Genomic DNA, 22,206 nt, shown 5'->3' with positions numbered 1-22,206 from the left:
AAGTTTTTTTGAAAGAGGGGAGACTATTTAAAGAAGGAGAGTAACAGTACTAAGAAAAGGCCTGCGTTCCGGATACCGAACCGGATATGTTTCAATGCTTTGGTGATATGGGCTTCTACTGTTTTTTCCGAAATATTCAGTTCCCGGGCTATCTGCGCGGTGCCTTTGCCTTCCATGCGGCTACTTTTAAATACCTGCTTACATTTCTCTGGCAGCTGTTCTACAATACCGTTGATGTAATCATGGAGGAAGCGGGCATAGATCTGCTCATCGTCCTGGGAGGTTGTTTCCCCGAAAACATCCGCTGCAATGGTATTCCTTCGCTTCTCGCGGGTAATAGCCTTAAATACGGAGAATTTGATGGCGGTAGCGAGGTATTGGGACAACTGCCTGATCTCCAGTTCTGCCCGGCGATCCCACAGGTTGATCAGCACCTCCTGTACAATTTCCTTGGCGGCCGATTCATCCTGGGTATGATGGTAAGCGATGGCCAACAGCCTGCGCCAGTAACGGTTGTATATCTCAGTAAAGGCTGCCTGGTCTCCTGTTGCCATAGAGATCAATAACTCCTCTTCACTGAAATAACTCCTGTCCATCTGCTGATTGATAAAATGATAAATATGATCAAGCTAGCTACTGGTATGACTTTATACCGTATCGTCCCTGTTCCCCTGATTGATATGGAGCGCAATATTACATAAAATCTACTAAAGTTGTAGAGTATTCCTTTCCTGGTTTAAAGTTAGTCAAGCTGGAAGACTAAAGCAAGGATATCCTATACATGATGTTTATATAAAATATAAAACTTTCCGTGTATCTTTGACTTGCTACTATCTGGTAAGCCGAAATAAGACCATATTTACCTATGAAAACACAAAACAAAACCCATTTGCTGCATATAGATGGGTTAAGGGCTATTGCCGCCTTGTATGTCGTAATGCATCATGCGATGCTGGAATATAAGGTGAGTCCGAAGGGCGCTTTACAGAAAATATTTCTTTCCTTGTTTAAATCGGGGCATTATGCGGTAGATCTGTTCATTGTCATTTCCGGATTTTCTCTGATGCTGCCGGCCATCAGACGCAATTACGAGGTGACAGGGGTATGGGACTTTTATAAAAGGCGTATCGTCAGGATCTTGCCTCCCTACTATATTGCGATGGCTTTCTCTTTACTGGCGATTTATTTTTTGCTGGATGAGAAGACCGGTTCCTTATGGGACCAATGTATCCCTGTTACTTCAAAGAGCATTCTCACCCATATATTTTTAATAAACGACTTATTTATTTCAGAGGTATATAAGATCAATCACGCCTTCTGGTCTATTCCGGTAGAGTGCAGGATCTATATTTTCTTCCCTTTTTTACTGTACGTATGGAGAAAGTACGGACCTGGCGCATCGATACTTACATCGATAGGTATTGCTGTTGTGTTGTTCATAACACTGAGGATCCTCAGGCAGGACTATCCGGGTATTGATATGGCTACAGCGGGCGTAAATCCCTATATCATATTATTTACAATGGGAATGCTTGCTGCGGATATTTCCTTTTCAGACTCAAAGCTTTCGGGATTTGCTGACAGGCTGCCATGGGGATTGTTGCTGATTGCTGCAGGCATTGCTTTTGTTTTTTATAAAAGCAGGGTTAGTTTTTACTCCGATGTTAACGGGAACATAGAAAATGAAATTGTAGACGTATTGTTCGGGATCATTTGCTTTTGCCTGCTTGTTATCTGCTCAAAGGAAAAATATAAACACTCCCGGCTGGCTTTTATAGGTAAGGTGTTTTCATTTAAGCCGCTTGCCTCCATGGGGATATTTGCTTATAGCATATACCTTATTCATGCTCCCTTGCTGCATATGATTGCGTTGTATGTGATTGCTCCGCTTCACTTAACCGGGTTCACCGCAACTGTTGTTTTAATATTTGGAGGAACTGCGTTGATTGTGGGGATTGCTTACTTATTCTTCTTATTATTTGAACGTCCGTTCCTGCTTAAAAAAGCAGTGAAGGTTGAAAATAAACAGCGGATGCCTTCACATGTGTGAGGGACCCGCTGTTCATCTAATTATTGTACGCTTTTCAGGTCAGGCAGCGCTTTTACTGTCTTACTGAAAGGCAATTCAAACCATTCCTTCGCATAAGGCTTCAGGAGTTTCTGCGCGGCATCGGGTCCGCAGCTACCTGCCTTGTACATATTCAGGTCCTTTTGAGGATATTTCTTCCAGGCATCGAGGATTGGCATCACTACTTTCCAGGCAGCCTCTATCTGGTCTGCACGCATGAACAGGGTAGCATCGCCATGTAATACATCGAGCAGCAGTGCTTCATATGCCTCAGGGATGGTTTCTGTATATGATTCCTTGTAGGTGAAGTCCATCTCCACTGGTTTCAGTTTCATCTGCAGGCCAGGTACCTTGCTTTCAAACAACAGGCTGATTTCCAGTTCCGGTTGTATGCTGATGATCAGGCGGTTGGGCACAATATCATCCCTGAATATCTTATGTGGGCTGTCTTTGAACTGGACTACCACCACAGACGATTGTGCAGGCATGGACTTACCGGTGCGCAGAAAGAAAGGTACTCCTTCCCAGCGTTTGTTATCGATGAATAGTTTCGCAGCTACAAATGTTTCGGTGAGAGAGGAAGATGAAACATGTTCTTCCTGGCGGTAAGCGGGTCTGAGATCGTCGTTGATCATACCGGCCGTATACTGGCCGCGTACCACATTCTTAAAGACCTCTGCATTGGTGTAAGGTCTTACACTCTTCATCACTTTCGTTTTCGCATCCCTGATCTGTTCTGATTTATAAGCGCCGGGGCATTCCATTCCTACGATACAAAGCAGCTGCAGCAGGTGATTCTGGATCATGTCACGTAAGGCGCCACTGCTATCGTAATAGCCACCGCGTTTGCCCACACCTACCTGTTCCGAAACACTGATCTGGATGTGGTCAATATATTTCTTATTCCAGAGTGGTTCAAACACATAATTCGCAAAACGGAAAGCCATGATATTCTGTACGGCTTCTTTACCCAGGTAGTGGTCAATGCGATAGATCTGTTTCTCTGAGAATCGTTTCCCGAGGAAGCGGTTCAGTTTTTTGGCAGTTTCCAGGTCGGTACCGAATGGCTTTTCTACCACAATACGGTCCAGGTTCTCCTTGTTACATAGGTTGTGCTGGTATAATGCGTCTGAGATAGTCTCGATGAAGCGGGGCGCAACGGCAAAGTAGAAGACCCTTGAAATGGTCTGTCCTGCTTCCTTTTCAAAAGATTTTATCTTTTCATTGAGATTGCCGTAAGTTTCATTTTTGAGAAAATCGCCCTGCAAGTAGAAAAGTCTGGCTGCAAATTCATTCCATTTCTCGATTTCCGCAGCGCCGTTCCGGCTGAATTCATTTACGCCTGATAACATATCCTGTCTGAACTCGTCCTGGTTTACTTCAAGGAAATCCACGCAGATGATGTTAAATGCCGTTGGCAGATGGTTATCTATAAAAAGATTGTACAGTGCGGGTATGAGCTTTCGTTTCGTCAGGTCGCCTTTCGCCCCGAAGATGGTAATAGCCGCGGGGTACTTTTTTACTTGTTTCATATATTGCTGAGCTTTAAAGCATTAATTTAGGCAAAATAAGTCATTCGTCAGGTTCCAATTTCACTGTTTCTCTTGGATTTTTTACGGTTAAATCAGATAATATGATGTTCGGGGTATTGTTTATCGTATCAGGTTGCTACTACAACATGTAACCATAACAGTGATAATATCAGAAAAAAATTATAGGTAACAGTAGTTTTCCGGCGTGGGATTTGCACTGATATATAAAGATTTCCATGTTTTGATTATACAGCGTGCATAGCATCATCCTCTGTTAAGACATTTTATCGATACAATGAATAAGGAAGTAAAGCATCTGATCAGCAAATATTTTGATGAAGATCATCTCCCTCAGGCGTATGTCGGATTATTTGATGAAGTCAGTCAGTTACTCGAAATCAGATCAACACCTAAACGCTCCTCACCACCGATGGCAAATGCAGATCTGCAGGCAATCTGTCAAAAGTTGCAGAATAGTCTGTCTGTATTCGGGAGCAGTCAGGATGTGGATGAGTGTGGAACGGATATTCCTTCCCTGATACAAGTTGCCAAACGGGTAAAGAAGGAATGTGCGGACAGGATTATCCGGCAACAGAAGCAGCTGCGGGAGATGAAACATCTGAAAACAATACAAAGCCTTACTAACGCGGGTAGCTGGGAACTGCCGGTAACAAACGATGAGTTATGTCAGTCGGGTTACTGGTCAGATGAGCTTTTTACTGTATTGGGCATAAGCCCGGGAACGATAGCACCTACCTCACAGTCGTATAGAAATTATATACATCCTGATGACCGTGGATACGTGAGTGCCGAGGTAAGCAAAGCAATCAGGGAAACCGGACGGTATGATATTGAATACCGGATACAACGTGGAGGAGATCCGAAACAGGAATGCAACGTAAGGGAAATCGGCGAACTGGTCAGGGATGAGGTTACGGGAAAAGCGCTTCGCCTGATAGGTGTGACTTTCGATGTCAGCAATATCAGGAATACAGAGCGGGCGTTGGTGAAAGCCAATATTGAGCTGAGAAAGCTGTTTGATGTGATGGAAGATGTGTTCTTTTCTATCAACGTGGAAGATCAGAGAGTATTGCAAATGTCGCCCTCCTGCGGGAAATTATACGGGTACAGTATGGAAGAGTTTTTTGAGGATCCGGACCTATGGTTTGAGCTGATCCTCGATGAGGATAAGGAGGTGGTGCTGGAAAATAACAAGCGTCTGAGCAGGGGGGAGGGCAGTCAGGTGGAATACAGGATCCGTCGCAAAGACGGTGAGTTACGCTGGGTAGAAATGAGGATCACACCGACATTAGGACCGGATGGACTGCTCCTGAGATTAGATGGTATTATCAACGATGTCACTAAAAGAAGAGAGGCTGAACTGGCCCTGGCGAACAGTGAACTGAAATTCCGGTCACTTCTGGAAAATTCAAATGATGCCATCACTGTAACAAGTGAAGAGCTGAAATTCCTTTTTGTTACCCAATCCCTGAGCCATATGATCGGTTACTCGGCGGAAGAGATTGTTGGTACTTCGGTATTTGATCTGATTCATCCGGATGACCATGCTACCGTGAACGGTCTTGTTGACGCAATGGCAAACAAGCCGGATACGCCGGTCCATTTTGAGGTAAGATTCCGCGTAAAGGATGGGGGGTGGATATGGTGCGAAGGTTCAGTTGTTAACCATTTAAATGGCGATGTGGTAAAGGGGTACATCGGCAACTTCAGAGATGTTACCTATAAGATCAGATATAGGAAGGCGCTGGAAGCATCTAATAACAGGCTGAAGAAAACAAACAATGAACTTGACCGCTTTGTATATAGTGTATCGCACGACCTGAGAGCGCCGCTGGCATCCGTACTGGGACTGCTGGAATATACCATGTCGGAGACAGACGATGGAGAAGTATTACAGGACCTGGGAATGATGAAGGGCAGCATAGAGAAGCTGGACAGGTTCATCCTGGATATCCTGGATTATTCCAGGAATGCAAGGCTGGAATTGAAGGTACATGTAGTGAACTTTCACCAATTACTGGCAGATATAAAGGACCATCTTAGATTCCTGCACACTGGTAGATCAACGCTGCGGTTTGACGTAAACATCCAGGAGAACGGCGACTTCGGTTCTGATGAAAGAAGGATCTCTATATTGCTGAACAACCTGGTATCAAATGCGATGCGTTATGCAGATCCGGAAAAGCCAGATCCTTTTGTTGAAGTGAATATAGTGTCTGGTCCCAAGGGCGCAGATATCGCCGTCAGAGATAACGGCATCGGGATCCCGGCGGAATATCATGAGAAGATCTTCGACATGTTTTACCGGATCTCTGAAAAATCGACCGGATCAGGTCTGGGATTATATCTGGTGAAGGAGACAATAGATAAACTGAAAGGCCGGATCAGTCTTCAGTCGGTACCTGGGGAAGGAACGACATTCAATATATTTTTACCCAGCTTAGTTTAAATTGTAGCTTATGGATCCTAACAACTTTAATTTTGAGAAGGTAATGATAGTCGATGATGCGGAGATAGACCGTTTTCTTGCAAAAAAAGTGCTCACTAAACATGCCTTTGCTAAAGAAGTACTGCCACAGGAGTCAGCTATGAATGCGCTCAGTTATCTATCCGAAAACCAGGAGAATAAAGAGGCGTTACCTGATCTCATATTCCTGGATATCAATATGCCTAAGATGAATGGGTTCGACTTCCTGGAAGAATATAAGAAGTTGCCGGAATCAGTCAAGAAGAAATGCATTATCGTGATGCTTTCATCGTCCCTGCTTCCTGAAGACCGGGAACTGGCCATGAACAATCCTTATGTCTGCCAGTTCCTCAATAAACCGCTGACGGCGGATAAGCTGAAGGACGTTGCCAATCCCTGACGGACATTTCTGAATAATCTATTTCTACCGCGGTACAAGCAGTCATATGAATGTTATACTAGAGCAATTATTAAATAAACATTTTGCCGGCAACGATGTCCCTTTCCATCCCGATCTGTTTCATGAGCTGGACATCTTACTGAACGGAGCTGCGGCTACCCTGCCGGAGACAGGCAAGGAGAGCCCCGCAACAGGAACACCGGAAGAACTCTATCATATTTTATGGGAAACATTGAATTTACTGGGCACCGAGGCATCACCTATGATGGATGGCGATGAGACATTGCATTCAATCGTCAATGCTGCAGACATGTTGTATACCGGATGCAGGAATATCGTCGCCATTGAACAGCAAACACTCCGGGAGACAGTACATCTGAAAACAATCCAGGGCGTGGCCAAGGCAGGTAGCTGGGATGTACCGGCAACGTATGATCTGTCTGCCGTACAGAATTACTGGTCTGATGAATTATTCCACCTGCTGGGAATAGATCCCTCGGCGAACAAAATAACTTATGAACAATATATCGCGCTGGTACATCCCGAAGACAGGGGATTTATGATGGAAGAGGTGAGCCGGGCCTATACGGAGACAGGACGATATGATACGGAATATCGCATCATCCGCGGTGGAGATATAGCACATCCACGGACGGTGCGGGAGATAGCTGAGGTGATCAAAGACGAAGTGACCGGAGAACCCTTAAGCCTGATAGGCGTTACGATGGACATTACAGATATCAAACAGGCTGAAAAAGCTATTGTTGAAGCGAATGCAGAACTGCGTACCCTGTTCAATAACATGAATGAGGTCTTCTTTTCTGTCAATGTTGAACAGGACAGGACCTTGCAGATATCACCGGCATGCGAGCGTCTGTATGGTTATGCACCGGAAATGTTCATGAAAGATCCTTATTTGTGGTTCTCCTTAATAATTGATGAAGACAAGAAGAAGGCGCATGAAAGTAACCTGCAGCTGAGCCAGGGAGAAGACACCCAGGTAGAGTACAGGATCCGTCATAGGAATGGTCAGATAAAATGGTTGTCCGTCAGGATGCGGCCAACATTGAACGTATCTGGTAAGCTTATCCGCATTGATGGTATCAGCTCTGATATTACAGAAAGAAAAGAAGCTGAACTGGCATTGACCAACAGTGAACTGAAGCTACGCAGCCTGCTCGAGAACTCCAACGATGCGATCGTTATCATCAATGAACACCTTGATTATACTTTTGCAACAGAGTCTATCGGGCGTATCATAGGATATGCTACAGAAGAATTTGTAGGTACTTCTATGCTGAATTATATTCATGAAGAAGACCAGGGTTTCATCGCACACTCGCTTTTTTCTCTCAATGCGAAGCCCCGGGAGCCACTGCCGTTTGAAGTACGTTTCCGTGCAAAGGATGGTCACTGGGTGTGGCTGGAAGGTGTGGCTACCAACTATATGAATGAGGCCGTGATAAACGGACATATTGTCAATTTCAGGGATGTTACCGACGAGATTGCCTACCGCAAAGAACTGGAAGATGCGAACGATAAACTGAAGAAAACAAATACCGAACTTGACAGGTTTGTTTACAGTGTATCTCACGATCTCAGGGCGCCGCTGGCTTCCATCCTGGGACTGATCGAATTTACCGAATCTGAGACAGATGACGAGGATATAAAACAGAACCTGTCGATGATGAAAGACAGCATCAGGAAGCTGGATATTTTTATCCTCGATATTCTTGACTATTCCCGGAATGCAAGGCTGGAAGTGAAAAGAACACCTATCAGTTTTTCCAGCCTGTTAACCGACATCAGGAACAGCCTGAAATTTATCAGTACCGGCAACTCCAATGTGGAGATCCGGATCAACATAGAAGAAGATGGCACTTTCTGTTCTGACAGAAGCCGGATCATCATTATCCTCAATAACCTTGTATCCAATGCCGTACGTTATGCTGATCCTGCGAAACCGGCATCCTATGTGGAAGTGACTGTTGTTGCCCGGGCTGATGGGGCACTGATAAGTGTCAAAGACAATGGTATCGGTATTCACAAAGATTATCACCAGTATATTTTCAATATGTTCTACAGGGTATCCGAAAAATCAAAAGGCTCGGGATTAGGCCTTTATCTTGTGAAGGAAACCGTCGAGAAACTGAACGGGGATATTCAGTTTACTTCTACACCGGGAGTAGGCACTGAGTTTAAGATATACATCCCCAATCCCTGATAGCTGCCGCCGGATCCCTGTAACAACCATCCAACATATCACCGAACGATAAATCAACTTTTTAAATTAAATTGAACGTATGAGAACATACATTCAGGCAATTATTACCGGGGCTACGTTGGCCCTCGCCTCCTGTAGCGCACCATCTGGTCAACCTAAAAAAAACGGAACAGATTCCGCCGCAACTTCCACTGACAGCTCAACGGCTCCTGTAGAGACGAAAGCGCCGAATACAAGCTATAAACCCGCATTCCCGGGACAGACACGTATTGCAGGTGTGAAAACGAAAACACCCTATGAGGGAACCGTATTGACTGATAAACTGGAAAGTCCATGGGGTATTACCAACCTGCCGGACGGACGGCTGCTCATTACAGAGAAGAAAGGCGTTATGCGTATCGCCACTACTACCGGACAACTGAGTGAGCCTATTACCGGTCTTCCGAAGGTTAATCCTGAGGGACAGGGTGGCTTGCTGGGTGTACGTGTGGATCCTGACTTTAGTAGTAACAGGATTGTATACTGGGTATTTTCCGAACCACGTCCTGATGGCAATTTAACTGCTGTAGCGAAAGGGAAATTATCCGCAGATGAAAAGAAAATAGAGGGTGCCACGGTGATTTACCGTGCGACTCCTGCATATAAGGGAACATTGCATTACGGTGGAAGGATTGTCTTTGATAAGGAAGGCAATCTCGTGATCAGCACCGGTGAACGTTCGGACCTGGAAACAAGACCACAGGCACAATTCCTGAACTCTGCGCTTGGAAAGGTACTGCGTATCACAAAAGACGGCAAACCAGCTGCTGGCAATCCGTTCATTGGTCAGAATGATAAACGCGCTGAGATCTATAGCTACGGTCACCGTAATGTACAGGGACTGGCTTTTAATCCTGCCACAGGCGACCTCTGGGAAACAGAGTTCGGACCGAGAGGCGGCGATGAGCTGAACCGCATCCTGCCTGGTAAGAACTATGGCTGGCCTATCATTACTTATGGTATAGAGTATAAAGGTGATAAAGTAGGAGAAGGTATTCAACAAAAAGAAGGGCTTGAACAGCCTGTTTATTACTGGGATCCTGTGTTATCGCCCAGTGGTATAACTTTCTATTCTGGTAAAGGTATTCCTGAATGGAAAGGGAACCTGTTTATTGGTGGTTTGAGTAGTATTCATATAGCCCGGTTAGTGATAGAGAATAATAAAGTAGTGGGTGAGGAGATGCTGCTGGAGAAGGAAGAACAGCGGTTCCGGGATATTACCGAGGGGAATGATGGGGCGTTGTATGCGGTGACTGATAATGGTAGGTTGTATAGTATTCATAAGAAGTAGTACGCCATTCGATTTATGAAACAGGGTGTGTCATATTTTTGGCACACCCTGTTTTTTTGTGGCTCCGGTTGAGCGTTGTCAGGCGAATGGGTTTATACGCTAAGTAGCTTTGGTTTCAGTATGGGATGGCGGTCGGCGCCTCTCTGGAATGCTATTGGACATTGTCAGGCGAATAGTTTTTTTTATACGCTAAGTAGCTTTGGTTTCAGATGGAGATGGCGGTCGGCGCCTCTCTGGAATGCTATTGGACATTATCAAGCGAATAGGGATTTGGATATCGATTGGGCGGCATCTGTCGTGTCACCGGAGAGCCGAAGGCCCGCCATTCCCATCTGAAACCAGTGCTACTTCCGCTGTCTTACAATGGTATTGTGCGTTCTGCCTATCGGGAGTGTTTTTTGACAGGAGTTATAATGGATTATAATGGCTATAATAGCTATAATAGCTTACCTGTATCAGTGCGTTAATTTTCATTTATGCATGATAGTACCATATTGTATTGTAGGTATTATACTTTATTGACTATAGTGTTTTCAGCTTCCTGCATGTCCTTCATATTCTTTTTATTCAATCGTTCGTGTTTGAGGTAGCGGGGGAATATTAATGCAGTGACGATTGCTATACAGCCTTCCAGTAACATTGCCCGCGGTGCTGATATTTTCTGGGATACAGCACCAATTAATAAGCTTCCTAATGGTATCATACCAAAGTATGCCATGGCCATATAACTCATTACCCGACCGCGCATATGTGCGGCTGATTCCATTTGTATAATAGTAATACCTACTGTCATGGGAGTTAAAGAAGTCAGTCCGATGATAACAGCGAAAGGGATAGACCAGTAAAAGGAGGTGCAGTAGGAAAACCCTATTAGTCCGAGGCCCAGAATACCGATGCTGATTAGCAGGATGGGTATAAGATTGGCATTCTTTTTTAAAGATGCGAGAAACAAACTTGCTGTTATGGCTCCCAGCCCTGCGGCACTGGCGATATATCCAAAGGTGCGGGCATCGCCTTTGAAAATAACTTTTGCAAATATTGGCGTTAGCGTGTCGTAGGGTAACACGAGCAGGCTCATAAACATCATCAGGAGAATGATGACCGCTATGCGCGGTGTTTGTTGTAAATACCTGAACCCTTCTGATAATTCTGCCATCACTTTCTTTTTGATGGCTGGTGGGGTGAATGGGGGAAGCTGCATTAATAACAAAGAGGCGATCACGGCCAGAAAACTCAAGGCGTTCAATGCAAAACAGGTGTAGGCCCCGAAGGATTGTAATACAATCCCTGACAGGGCTGGACCAACCAAGCGGGCGATATTTACCATGGCGGAATTCAGGGCCATGGCATTGGTAATATCTTCCTTGTTATTGACCAGGTCATGTACCATGGGCTGCCTGGCCGGTGTGTCGAATGCATTCACAATGCCCAGCAGCATACTTAGTGCTAATATTTCCCAGATAATATAATGACCGGTGAAGGTGAGTATTGCCAGTAATACCGATTGTATCAGCGAAGCGGTTTGGGTGATCAGTAATATTTTGCGACGATCATATCTGTCGGAGACAATGCCTCCTAAGAGCGAAAACAAAAAAGAAGGGAACTGCTGTGCAAATACGGCCAGGCCCAGCATGTAGGCGGAATGGGTGATGGAGTAGATGACCCAGCTGACGGCAGTACGTTGCATCCAGGTGCCGATCTGCGAAATGGATTGCCCACAGAAGAATAATGCGTAGTTCCTGTTACGGAATGCCCTGAAGGCATTTCCTTTTTCTGTTTGTATCATAAGAATATCTATCGTCTGTTCTTTTACAATTCGACATTTTTTGATAAAGTGTCGAAAATAAGGTAAAAAAATTATCGCTTAATAGTCTGCATTGTCATACGGACCAACATATCGATAGCAGGTTCTATACGGTTATTATAAAACAATAACTCCCGTTTCAATCCGCGGAGGCTGGTCGCAAAAACAAAAATGAGCGTATCCTGTTCCGCGGGGTCCAGTACTTTGATTTCACCTTTCAACGCGCCCTCGTTCAGGATGTGGTGCAGTAAGGTGGCTTCTTCTTTCCTCATCTTCTTTTGAATAGCCTGTTTCTTTTTAGTATATCGTGATATTTCTTCAGCATTCATGCCGGTTTCCAGGGCTTCGAAGAAGGCCTTCTTTTTGGCGGAGATCTTTGTCTTGGTAATACCAAACGTCCGCAGTTGCTGCTCAACAGTAGTGGCCTGGGTTACTGCGCGGGTGATCCCGGCCATGATGTCGCTGATCTCCGCATCCATTACGGCGTCAAATACTTCGTCTTTGTTCTTGTAGTAGTAATAGAGGGAACTCCTGCCCTTGCCGATGGCTTTGGCTACATCGTCCATCGTTACCTTCTGATAACCATGTTTTTGAAATAGCTGCTGGGCGGCCTGCAGGATCTGTTGCTGGATAATATCTTCTTTCAGTGCAGTATTTGTTGGCATTAAAACGGTACAGTTGCTATTCAAAGGTAATAGTATTTTCGACACGTGAACAAAAAATGTCGAAAAGTTCTATTTAACTGTTGTCATAAATGAGGAAGGGCGTCGCGCTTTCGCGGACACCCTTCGTTGCTCATAGGTATTAACAGTCGGACATCAGAGTTTCATGAACTTGAGTGTTTTTTGCCTGTCAAACCGCAGGAAGTAAGTGCCTGCCGGCAGGAAGCCAAGGTCGCGGGTGATCTGTTTTTCACCTGCCCTTATACCCCATTGCCTGATCACATTACCTTGTATATCCAATAGCGTAAGTGTTTTATAAGTCTTTCCCTGTATATCTATTGTCAACTGACCCGAAGTAGGATTCGGATAGATACGCAGTTTTTCATCCTTCAGGATAACAGCAGGCGGCGCATATGCTATACGTGCTGCTGAACTGTCGCGTACAATGTTCAGCCAGTTGAAGTTCCAGCCGGAAGCATTTGAATAGATACGGATGGTCTGGTTGCCGGGACTGAGTGTGACAGGCGCGGAGCTGACAGTGCTCCAGTTCTGCCAGCCGCCGCTTACAGGAAGGTTAACTGTTTGCAAGGTGCTGTCGTTGATCTGGATCTTCAGGCTGCATGCCGTGCTTACTGCTACCCTGAAGTCTATCCTGTAGGCCGCGCTATCTGGTGGTACCGCAATGTCATATTCAAACCAGGTACCTCCGCCGATGAAGCTGATGTTCTGGCCGCCACCAGTGTCGGACGTAGGTTCAGTACAACAGGAGTTGGAATTGTCAAAGCGCTCTGCTTCTATTTTTACCGGTATGGGCTTATAGTTCGGTATACGCAGGTTAGCATAGGTGCTGGTTGATTTTGTCACACCGTTTATTGTTGCCGAAACGGTGATAATACCTGATGTGTCCAGTGTGGCTAATCCTCCGGAAGTAATACTATTACCATTGCCGGTAATGCTCCAGGTGGGTGCGATGGTCATCGGCTGTCCGTTCTGGTCATATGCCTTCGCCGTATACTGTTGTTGTTTGCCGGCTATAAATCTTATGTCGGCAGGGGTGAGCATAATGGTATCCAATATCGGTGTGCCGAGTCCTTTCTGGTATACGCGCACATAATCTACCGTCATGCTGTCCGGGAAGTCGGCGGCTGTAATAGCGCCACCCATACCGCCGCCAATAGCGACATTGAGTATGATATGGAATTGCTGATCGAATGGCCAGTCTTTCCAGTCTGTATGCGGATTAACATAGGTATAACACTTCACGCTGTCATACGTAAAACGTAAAGAGTCCGGAGTCCATTCCAGTGCATATACATGGAATACCGTATCTACATCCATGATCTTTTTCGTAGCAGAAAGATGACTGCCATTGGTCCAGTTGTTATTCTGTGTATGTACGGTGGAGAGGACGGTACCGAAATTATTCCCGACATGTTCCATGATGTCCAGCTCTCCGCTTTTCGGCCATGCGCCATAAGCGCTGGTAGTAGGCATGAGCCAGATGGCAGGCCAGGAACCGCGTGCACGGGGTAGTTTAGCTCTTACTTCTACTTTACCATATCTGAAGTCCATTTTGTTTTGTGAGATCAAACGGGCAGACGACCAGGGCGCTGTGCTGTCGCCGGTAGGGTAGTCTCTCTTCCCGGTGATGACCAGTTCTCCATTCCTGACCTTCGCATTGTCGTATGTGGTATCGGTATAGACCTGCTGTTCTCCGTTGATCCATCCTTTAGGCTTCGCATCTACTGTCCATTTGGTTACATCGGGTTTGCCGGCCACATCGAATTCGTCCGCATAGATCATCGTCCAGCCGGGATTACCGTCGAATGTAACGGTTCCTTTGGCAGGGTAAGTAGCGGCATTGGCGACGGCGAGCTCCTGTCCTGCGATGGTCAGCTTCAGTGTTTTGGTAGAATAGTTGTCAGGTGAGTTACCACTCAATGTAATAGCGGCGGTGGAGTCAGTGAGGCGTTGTACACTGCCAATAGATACACCGACGGGCAGATTCGCAGCCGTCCAGTTGGTGAGTGTCAGTGTAGGTTTAAAGGTGGTGCCGTTCACCTTTGCGGTGATGACTTTTCCATCTTCCTGTCCCATGGGTATGTTGGGGCCGGAGATGATGATATTCGTCGGATTAGGCGCCTGTACAAGATCGAAATACAGAATACCGTTCGCCTTTTTACCATCAATGAAATGTACTTCCACGCGGTTCAGATCAGTTCTGTTTTTTACGCTCTGGAAGTTGAAGGTGGCTTCTTCCCAGTGGTTCACCTGGCTCACCTTGTAGGTAAAATAGACGGCTTTGCCGTAGTTACTGCCTGGCTGCAGTTTAAACATGATCTCGTCTTTGGTGCTGGCGTATACCAGCATTTTAAACACGCTGTTGGTGCTGAGGTCAAAGGAATCCGTCAGGGAGCAAGCAGCGGTCATATACTCAAAGCAGCTGGTATCCTTGATGAACTTTGCCACCAGTGGACTGGGATTAAGTGTGGAGGGGGCAGGGTTAGGCACGCCGAACTGCACCTTACCGGTAGTGGTGTTGCCGGCGTAATAGGTCCATCTGCCTGAACAGGGACCATTACCCTCCATGTCGTCGAGTAACATAAATTGTGCACTGAGTTTATTGCATAGCAGTAACCCCAGCAACACGAGCAGTGTTGAGATGTTTTTCATAACGGAAATTTTAAGTGTGGGTTATATACTCTATAAATTCGGATTAATGATCGCGTCGGCACCTGGCACAGGCATCCAGTATTGTTTTTGGGTGATCGTTCCCGCAGGCGCCAGGTCGCCGGGGTCTTTATCAGCATTGGCAGCTGCTACCTGTTCCAGTCTTACGAGATCAAACCAGCGGTTCCATTCCCCGGCAAATTCCCAGGCGCGTTCCTGTACTACTGCTGTTGCAAAATCGTTTCCTGACAAACCTTCGGGCAATGGACTCAGGCCGGCTCTCTGCCGTACGGCATTTACCGCGGCATAGGCTTGTGCATCAGGTGTGCCGGTAGCACGTGCCTGTGCTTCTGCATAGATCAGTAATACATGGGCATAACGGATCATGATCACAGGGTTGTTGGACATGTAGACATTCTTAGCGCCCGACTGAATGGTGAACTTCTTATAGTACGGGTGTTTTGTCGTTGTTTCCTGCCAGGGGATGGTATCGCCATTGACCACGAACTCCGTGGAGAAGGTTGCATCTTTCCTGCTGCCTGCAGGGAAGTCACGGAAGAATTTCAGTTCAGTAAAGAAATCGCTCCAGCCACCTTCATTTTCAGGCATGGTAGACAGGCCATAAAATGAGTTGTAGGTAGACCATTGTCCACGGGTGAATAAAGTAAAGACATCTTCTGTGGTGCCACCTGCAAAGATCTTCAGATAATCGCCCTGGTAGAGATCAAAACTGTAAGCTGCTTTGTTGTCTATTACTTCTTTCGCTTTGGCGGCTGCCAGTGCATATTTTGACTGATCTTTCAAAGGCCAGCCGGCTTCTGTCAGGTATACATCTGCCAGTAATGCCTTTACAGCGCCTTTATTGGGCCTTCCCGGATCGCGTTTCTTATCCGGCATCATTTCCTCTGCTCTGGCCAGATCTTCTTCAATGAGCTTATAAACAGCAGCAGGAGCGCTTTTAGTCAGGTTTAGCAGATCGGTTGAATACTTTTCCGTAGGAATAATGGGCACTTCTCCCCATAGCCTTGTCAGCCAGTAATAACACAGCGCCCGCAGGAAGCTGGCTTCACCTACGATGGCATTCACTGTAGCGGTAGTACCATCCTGCACCTGCTGGTAGTTGTTGATGATATTGGTAGTGGATTGTATGGTTTTGTAACATCCCAGCCAGATGGGGTTCATCCTGCTGTTGAGTGATGATACGTTGAAGCGGTCAAACTCCCTGAACTCTTCCTTGTTGGAGCCGGGATGTGTGGTCAGGTCATCAGCGCCCATCGTCATAGCGATTTGCGACACCGTAGTGAAGCCGCTGTTCCAGGGTACCATCAGGCTGCCATAAGCGCCCGTAAGGGCTGATTCCAGCCCCGCTACGCTGCTTAAAGCCTGTGAACCACCTACCAGTCCACGGGGATCTTCTGTCAGCTGTTTGCTGCATCCTGCTGTCAGCAGCAGGCAAATGACCATGTATATTTTTTTCATGTGGAATTGTCTTTTCATAAATTATTCTTTAAAAGCTCAGTGTAACACCACCGGTGATGGTCTTTGCGTTGGGATAGGAACCGAAATCAATACCCTGTCTGATATCGCCGGCAGAGGAGTTGGCCTCCGGATCTATACCGCTATAACTGGTAATGGTGAAAAGATTGGTGGCGCTCAGGAACAGCTTTACCGCTACCATATTCTTTAGTTGTTGCTTCCTGATGTCATAAGACAGGCTGACGTTTTTCAGTCGCACGAAGTCTGCTTTTTCCAGGAAGCGGGTACTTTGTGTAAAGTTCCTGTTGGTGCTGCTGAACCCGGGAATGTCTGATGTCTCGTTCACACCAGGTATATAACGGTTTTTGATATCTACGGAAGTAGCTTCGCGGGCATCACCACCGTAATACATGGCGGCAGCTTTGTTATAGTTCAGTTTATCGAAACCGAAGAGTCCCTGCCAGAGCAGGTTCAAGGTAAATGCTTTATAACTGATGGTATTGTTCCATCCGGCAGATATACGGGGAATACCCGTGCCGATCACACCATAATCGTTTGCGTCTATCACGCCGTTGTTATCCCTGTCAAGATACCGGGAGTCGCCTGGTACAGCGCCAAATTCCTGTGCTTTACTATCGCCGGGTTTCCAGGTACCCAGGTAGGTGAGTCCCCAGATGGCCCCCAGGGGTTGTCCTGGCATGATCACAAATTCTGATTGCGGAGACATACCACCGCCAATCTTTCTATCGGTCGGGTCAAAGATCAGTTTTTTGCCCGCGCCGAGTGTCTGTATCCTGTTTTTGATAAAGGAGGCATTCAGGCTGGTAGTCCAGGTGATGGGGCCTTTGTTGATGACAGCACCTTCTATTGAAAATTCGAAGCCTTTATTCTGTACAGCGCCGACATTCCGGGTAATGGCATTACCGCCAAGATACATAGGCAGGTTTTCGTTCAATAGCAGGTCGCGGGTATCTTTTACAAAATAATCCGCAGTAATATTGATCCTGTCATCAAGGATACCTACATCCAGGCCGATGTCTTTTTGTTCAGTGGTTTCCCATTTCAGATCAGGATTACCGATATTACCCATTACGATCCCATTGAGGAAAGTGGCATTGGTAAACGACGCGATCATCCTGGAATAAGAAGAAAAGGTGCTATAGGCATTGACGCTCTGACTACCAGTAGAACCCCAGCTGCCGCGCAGTTTCAGGTTGCTGATGAAACGCGCCTGCTGCATGAAGGGTTCATTGGTGATGACCCAGCCGACAGATACAGACGGGAAATAACTGTACTTGTTATTGCCCAGGAATTTAGAGGCGCCGTCTCTTCTGAGTGCTGCGGAGAGCAGGTATTTATCTTTATATCCATAGTTCACACGACCTACTAATGAAAATAAAGCTGACTTGGAATATCCGGAAGAAGGACTGCCGGGCGTGCCTAAAGCAAGGTTATTCCATAGGAACGATTCATATGTCAGGTTAGAAGCGCCTGCAGAAAGATAGTTGTAGGCAGTTTGCTGATACTCTGATACTGCCGTGATATCCAGGTTGTGGGTATTGTTGAATACCCGGTGATAATTCAGCGTATTGGTGCTTTGTAATCTTATCTCTTTGTTGGATCGAAGACTGCTGGTAGCGCTGCCGGAATTGGTGGCTTTACCGCCAAAACTCTTGTTCTCGTATTCCAGGTAGTTGACACCGTATTGTGTATTGAAGGTCAGTCCACGCAGCAGATCAAATTTGAAACCACCTATAGCATTGGCCAGCATCCTGTCTGTTACCGCCAGCCTGTCTACTGTCAGCGCTACCGGGTTATAGAAAATAGAACCTACAGGATCTGTCAGCGTGAAGCTACCATCCCCCTTCCTGACAGGCACGGTAGGCGACCAGGTGATGGCCTGTCCCAGCGGGCTGCTGGGGCCATCGGGAGGGATGTCCGTATTCTGCGCCTCACTGTAGGAGCCTGTGATATTGAGGAAGGCAGTGACTTTGGAAGACAGTGTTGAACTGATATTAGATCTTAAGGTATAGCGTTTATAAAAGGAATTATTGATCACCCCATCCTGGTCGAGATAATTACCGGATATGAAGTAGCTCGTTTTATCGCTGCCACCGGCAAGACTTAATAGGTACTCCTGTGCCGGTGCACTTCTGAATATTTCATCCTGCCAGTTGGTGCCTCCTTTCGCACGGAAATCGCTGATCTGTTGTGCTGTGAAGGGCTGGGCAGTGCCTACTGCCTGTGCGTGTGCATTGGCGGTTTCCGCAAAGTCGCCTGCATTCAGCAGGTCCATTTTTTTGATAACAGTAGCAGTAGAAAGACGTGTAGTGAAGTTCACTTTCAATCCACCTTTACTTCCTTTTTTAGTAGTGATGATAATGACGCCGTTCGCGCCTCTGCTACCGAAGATGGCAGTTGCCGAAGCATCTTTCAACACCTGTACAGATTCAATATCATCAGGATTGATAGCGAAGAATTCCGCACCTACAAAGCCATCTACTACATACAGCGGACCGTTATCTCCGTTGATAGAGTTAGCTCCCCTGATACGTATTCTTACGGCGCCTCCGGGAGAGCCGGCAGCATTGGTCACCTGTACACCCGCCGCTCTTCCCTGTAATACCTGGTCCAGGCGGTTCACCGGCTGATCCTGGAAGGACGCCGCCGATACAGTAGTGATGGAATGAGTCATGGTAGCTCTTCGCTGTTCGCCGTAACCGACTACTACTAGTTCGTTGATACTTGAAGAGGATGCGATCAGTGTAACGGGCAGCGATGTTTTCCCCTGTACGGGTATTTCCATTTTGTTGTAACCCAGTGAAGAGATGACCAATACAGCATTATCATTTGGTACACTGATGCTGAACTCACCCCGTTCGTTGGTGATCACTCCTTTACCGGTACCTTTCACCTGTACGGTAGCGCCGGGGATTTGTTCCCCTTTTTCATTGGTAACAGTACCTTTTACTTCCTTGTCGGGCGCAGGTGCGGCAGGTGCGGACTGCACTGTTTTTCTTTTTACAATGATCGTCTTGTCGGAGATGGTGTAGGAGAGTGGCTGGTTTTTGAAAGAGGCATCCAGCGCTTGTTGCAGGGATACGTTTTTCACATCAATGGTGACTTCACGTCCCTGGAATAACTGCTCGTCTGTATACAGGAAAGTGTATCCTGTTTGTTTTCGTATCTCGTCGAAAACCTTGTTCAATGACGCATTCCGCAGCGACAGGCTGACCGTTTGTGCATTTGCCCATGCTGGTATCTGCAACAAAATCATCATGATACAAAGCAGCTTTAGTTTCATAGCCGGTAAAAGTTTTACTGGTAATCGTGGAATTGTTCGGCTCCGGGCAAAGCAACACATATTGCTTTCGGAGAAAGGCATCAATTGCATACTTTTGTATGGTTTGGGTAAGTAAGAATAATTGCTGTAAACGATTGTATTGCAGAACCCGGACATAACCGGAGGTGGTCCAGACGCTTCCGGTTCCTTGTTCTCAGACAATCTGTGGTAAAAGGATATCAGGTACGCATACGATCTATAGGTTGTTTATAAAGTGGAATTTATGGTGAAACAATGATCCGTTTATCTGTTACTGTAAAGTGTACTTCTCCTGTCATTTCCAGCATTTTTAATACCTGCGACAATGGTACATTTCTCGGAATAATACCTCTGAAGTGTGCATTAACAGGTGCATTGTATGTTACGCTCACATCATACCAGCGGGTGATCAGCCGCATCACGGCGTGAATGTCTTCTCCTTCCAGCTGTAATAAACCATTCTTCCAGGCAATGACGGCTTCTGTATTTACATGTTCCTGCATAGATAGAGTACCGTTCTGCCTGTCGATGCTTGCGCCCTGACCGGGATACAGTCGTTTATCGTTCACTTTCACGGCACCTGTAAGCAGTGTGGTTTTGATACTGGCTTCATCTTCATAGGCCATCACATTGAACTGTGTACCGAGTACCTGTACATTGGTTTGTGCTGCTTTCACCATAAACGGCTGTGTGGCATTGGGTGCGATCTCGAAGTAGGCTTCCCCGTTCAGTTCCACCGTTCTGCTATTGCCGGTAAAAGCCACAGGATAACGCAGGCTGCTGGAGGCGTTCAGCCATACCTTGCTGCCGTCAGGTAGTTGCACCTGGAATTGTCCGCCTTTGGGCGTACGCAGGATGTTGTATTGCGGGATTTCATGGGATAGGACAGACCCTGACTGATATGCCAGCTGGCCTTTGCCGGGCTTACTGATAGTAGTATTGCCCTGCTGTGCCAGTGTATTGTGTGCTGCGTTGTCTAAGGATATCTCGGTACCGTCAGCCAGTGTAAGCGTAGCCCTGTCGGCGCCGGGTAGAATATCTTCCTGTCTTGTTGGGCGTTGTGCAGTATTCGCAACAGGCTTTGCAGCTTTATGCTGTAACATATACCAGACACCGCCTGACATTAATAATAAGGCTATACACGCAGCCACCCCCAAGCGCCATCTGCCATTGCCATGGATGGGCACTAATGGTGCCGGAGCGGGCCTGTCTGCCGCCAGGATGCTGCTGGCTATATTGTCCCAGCGACGATGATCATAGGGCATATCCATTCCGATATCCTGCCTTAATAATAGCTCTATTTGCCGTGAAATGGTACCATCTCCATCAGCCTCCAGCAGATCGGAAAGCTCCTGCAGCTCCTCCGCTGTAGCAGCATCCTTTAGCACCTGTTTTACCAGGTATGATAAACGGTCGGTCATGTACTGATAATCAGTTTTAAACGTGGTTTTTTCTCATGAACGTGGTAGTATGTTCCCCCCGGAACAACTGGCCTTCGTTTCAACAGACGCGTAAGTAGGGAAAAAGGACCTATTGGGGTGGAAAAAAATTTCAGGTCACAGCCCCAGCAACCATAACAACAACAAAGGGAGCAGGTGTCCTGCCTGTTGCAGGTAGTTCCTGATGGCCTGCAGGGACCGTACAAGCGAGTTTTTTACCGTATTAGGGGATAGTGACAGCTCTTTCGCGATCTCCGGGATTTTCATCCCTTTTTCCCTGCTCAGGAGGTAGATGCGTTTAGCCTGCGGCGGTAACTGCGCTACCGCCTCCCCGATCAGCTTCACCATGGTCGTGTAGGCGAGGTTCGTTTCAGGGGTGAATAATTCCTGTTCTTCTGTCGCACTTAACTTGTCTATTGCTTTGTCATGCACAGCCTGCCGCCTCAGATAACTGAATGACTGGTGAAAAACGATTTTCAGCAGCCAGGAGCGGGGATTTTCTATGGCAGGGAGTTTATCCCGGCTGATCCATAATTTGAGGAATGTTTCCTGGATAATGTCTTCAGCAACAGCATCTGTTTTGGTAATATGCCGGGCCAGAGGTTCCAGCTGAGGGACGTATTGATGGAACAGCTGCCGGAAGGCATTTTCGTCGCCTTCCGAGATTAAACGGAATAATTCTTTATCGCTGTATGAATGAGCGTGCATGCTAAGTAGTTCCCCTGGAAGGGGAAAATACAAAAGTTTTGGATTTAATTCAGGAGAAGAACATATCTGCATGTAGATGGGGC

14 protein-coding genes are annotated in these 22,206 nt (G+C 46.6%); 5 read left to right on the top strand and 9 right to left on the bottom strand.

Annotation, left to right across the window (positions count from 1 at the left end; all coding sequences use genetic code 11):
- Positions 1-23: 23 nt before the first annotated feature.
- Positions 24-596 (bottom strand): RNA polymerase sigma-70 factor, encoded by a 573-nt coding sequence (locus tag CLV42_RS24015; protein WP_106604473.1) that lies wholly within the window; start codon positions 594-596, stop codon positions 24-26.
- 269 nt (positions 597-865) lie between these two features.
- Here CLV42_RS24015 and CLV42_RS24010 point away from each other — a divergent pair, with 269 nt between their 5' ends.
- The gene (locus tag CLV42_RS24010; RefSeq protein ID WP_106604472.1) at positions 866-2,050 is read left to right on the top strand and encodes an acyltransferase family protein; all 1,185 of its coding nucleotides are present in this window, start codon (positions 866-868) and stop codon (positions 2,048-2,050) included.
- Positions 2,051-2,070: 20 nt separating this feature from the next.
- Here the strand turns inward: CLV42_RS24010 and zwf are convergent, their stop codons facing one another.
- Positions 2,071-3,600: a glucose-6-phosphate dehydrogenase gene (gene zwf, locus CLV42_RS24005; RefSeq protein ID WP_106604471.1), complete on the bottom strand. Its 1,530-nt coding sequence runs from the start codon at positions 3,598-3,600 to the stop codon at positions 2,071-2,073.
- Between the two features lie 295 nt (positions 3,601-3,895).
- On the opposite strand from zwf, the gene CLV42_RS24000 reads away from it, so the two are divergent.
- The 4 genes from CLV42_RS24000 (at position 3,896) to CLV42_RS23985 (ending at position 10,042) form a co-directional block, all read left to right on the top strand.
- On the top strand, positions 3,896-6,070 hold the full coding sequence (locus CLV42_RS24000) for a PAS domain-containing sensor histidine kinase (RefSeq protein WP_106604470.1): 2,175 nt from the start codon (positions 3,896-3,898) through the stop codon (positions 6,068-6,070).
- 10 nt (positions 6,071-6,080) lie between these two features.
- Positions 6,081-6,488 carry a response regulator gene (locus CLV42_RS23995; protein ID WP_106604469.1) on the top strand — a complete coding sequence of 136 codons (408 nt, stop codon included), beginning with the start codon at positions 6,081-6,083 and terminating at the stop codon, positions 6,486-6,488.
- Between the two features lie 46 nt (positions 6,489-6,534).
- Entirely contained in the window at positions 6,535-8,712 is a 2,178-nt protein-coding gene (locus CLV42_RS23990) for a PAS domain-containing protein (protein WP_106604468.1), read from the top strand.
- A gap of 79 nt (positions 8,713-8,791) precedes the next feature.
- Complete coding sequence (locus tag CLV42_RS23985; protein ID WP_106604467.1) at positions 8,792-10,042, top strand: PQQ-dependent sugar dehydrogenase; 1,251 nt, start codon at positions 8,792-8,794, stop codon at positions 10,040-10,042.
- Positions 10,043-10,550: 508 nt separating this feature from the next.
- On the opposite strand, the gene CLV42_RS23980 is transcribed toward CLV42_RS23985, so the two are convergent.
- The 7 genes from CLV42_RS23980 to CLV42_RS23950 all read right to left on the bottom strand — a co-directional run bounded on the left by CLV42_RS23980 (position 10,551) and on the right by CLV42_RS23950 (position 22,123).
- Entirely contained in the window at positions 10,551-11,828 is a 1,278-nt protein-coding gene (locus CLV42_RS23980) for an MFS transporter (RefSeq protein ID WP_106604466.1), read from the bottom strand.
- A gap of 71 nt (positions 11,829-11,899) precedes the next feature.
- Positions 11,900-12,511 (bottom strand): TetR/AcrR family transcriptional regulator, encoded by a 612-nt coding sequence (locus CLV42_RS23975; protein ID WP_106604465.1) that lies wholly within the window; start codon positions 12,509-12,511, stop codon positions 11,900-11,902.
- A gap of 153 nt (positions 12,512-12,664) precedes the next feature.
- Complete coding sequence (locus tag CLV42_RS23970; protein ID WP_106604464.1) at positions 12,665-15,181, bottom strand: family 16 glycosylhydrolase; 2,517 nt, start codon at positions 15,179-15,181, stop codon at positions 12,665-12,667.
- A gap of 30 nt (positions 15,182-15,211) precedes the next feature.
- Positions 15,212-16,675, bottom strand: coding sequence for a RagB/SusD family nutrient uptake outer membrane protein (locus tag CLV42_RS23965; protein ID WP_211303524.1), 1,464 nt, complete (start codon positions 16,673-16,675; stop codon positions 15,212-15,214).
- Positions 16,676-16,685: 10 nt separating this feature from the next.
- A complete protein-coding gene (locus CLV42_RS23960) occupies positions 16,686-19,958 on the bottom strand; it encodes a TonB-dependent receptor (RefSeq protein WP_170117627.1) in 3,273 nt (1,090 codons plus the stop codon).
- A gap of 260 nt (positions 19,959-20,218) precedes the next feature.
- Complete coding sequence (locus tag CLV42_RS23955; protein ID WP_106604461.1) at positions 20,219-21,397, bottom strand: FecR family protein; 1,179 nt, start codon at positions 21,395-21,397, stop codon at positions 20,219-20,221.
- 135 nt (positions 21,398-21,532) lie between these two features.
- Positions 21,533-22,123 carry an RNA polymerase sigma factor gene (locus tag CLV42_RS23950; protein WP_170117626.1) on the bottom strand — a complete coding sequence of 197 codons (591 nt, stop codon included), beginning with the start codon at positions 22,121-22,123 and terminating at the stop codon, positions 21,533-21,535.
- Positions 22,124-22,206: the final 83 nt, after the last annotated feature.

Source organism: Chitinophaga ginsengisoli, assembly GCF_003014595.1.
Taxonomy (GTDB): domain Bacteria; phylum Bacteroidota; class Bacteroidia; order Chitinophagales; family Chitinophagaceae; genus Chitinophaga; species Chitinophaga ginsengisoli.
Note: the sequence above shows the minus strand (reverse complement) of the source record. Positions and strands in the feature narration are given on the sequence as shown.

Bases quoted from the DNA above. Each gene is read 5' to 3' on its own strand.
- CLV42_RS24010 (WP_106604472.1), top strand. From the start codon at position 866: ATGAAAACACAAAACAAAACCCATTTGCTGCATATAGATGGGTTAAGG.
- CLV42_RS23960 (WP_170117627.1), bottom strand. From the start codon at position 19,958: ATGAAACTAAAGCTGCTTTGTATCATGATGATTTTGTTGCAGATACCA.
- zwf (WP_106604471.1), bottom strand. From the start codon at position 3,600: ATGAAACAAGTAAAAAAGTACCCCGCGGCTATTACCATCTTCGGGGCG.
- CLV42_RS23980 (WP_106604466.1), bottom strand. From the start codon at position 11,828: ATGATACAAACAGAAAAAGGAAATGCCTTCAGGGCATTCCGTAACAGG.
- CLV42_RS23950 (WP_170117626.1), bottom strand. From the start codon at position 22,123: ATGCACGCTCATTCATACAGCGATAAAGAATTATTCCGTTTAATCTCG.
- CLV42_RS23990 (WP_106604468.1), top strand. From the start codon at position 6,535: ATGAATGTTATACTAGAGCAATTATTAAATAAACATTTTGCCGGCAAC.
- CLV42_RS23955 (WP_106604461.1), bottom strand. From the start codon at position 21,397: ATGACCGACCGTTTATCATACCTGGTAAAACAGGTGCTAAAGGATGCT.
- CLV42_RS23970 (WP_106604464.1), bottom strand. From the start codon at position 15,181: ATGAAAAACATCTCAACACTGCTCGTGTTGCTGGGGTTACTGCTATGC.
- CLV42_RS24000 (WP_106604470.1), top strand. From the start codon at position 3,896: ATGAATAAGGAAGTAAAGCATCTGATCAGCAAATATTTTGATGAAGAT.
- CLV42_RS23975 (WP_106604465.1), bottom strand. From the start codon at position 12,511: ATGCCAACAAATACTGCACTGAAAGAAGATATTATCCAGCAACAGATC.
- CLV42_RS23985 (WP_106604467.1), top strand. From the start codon at position 8,792: ATGAGAACATACATTCAGGCAATTATTACCGGGGCTACGTTGGCCCTC.
- CLV42_RS23965 (WP_211303524.1), bottom strand. From the start codon at position 16,675: ATGAAAAGACAATTCCACATGAAAAAAATATACATGGTCATTTGCCTG.
- CLV42_RS23995 (WP_106604469.1), top strand. From the start codon at position 6,081: ATGGATCCTAACAACTTTAATTTTGAGAAGGTAATGATAGTCGATGAT.
- CLV42_RS24015 (WP_106604473.1), bottom strand. From the start codon at position 596: ATGGACAGGAGTTATTTCAGTGAAGAGGAGTTATTGATCTCTATGGCA.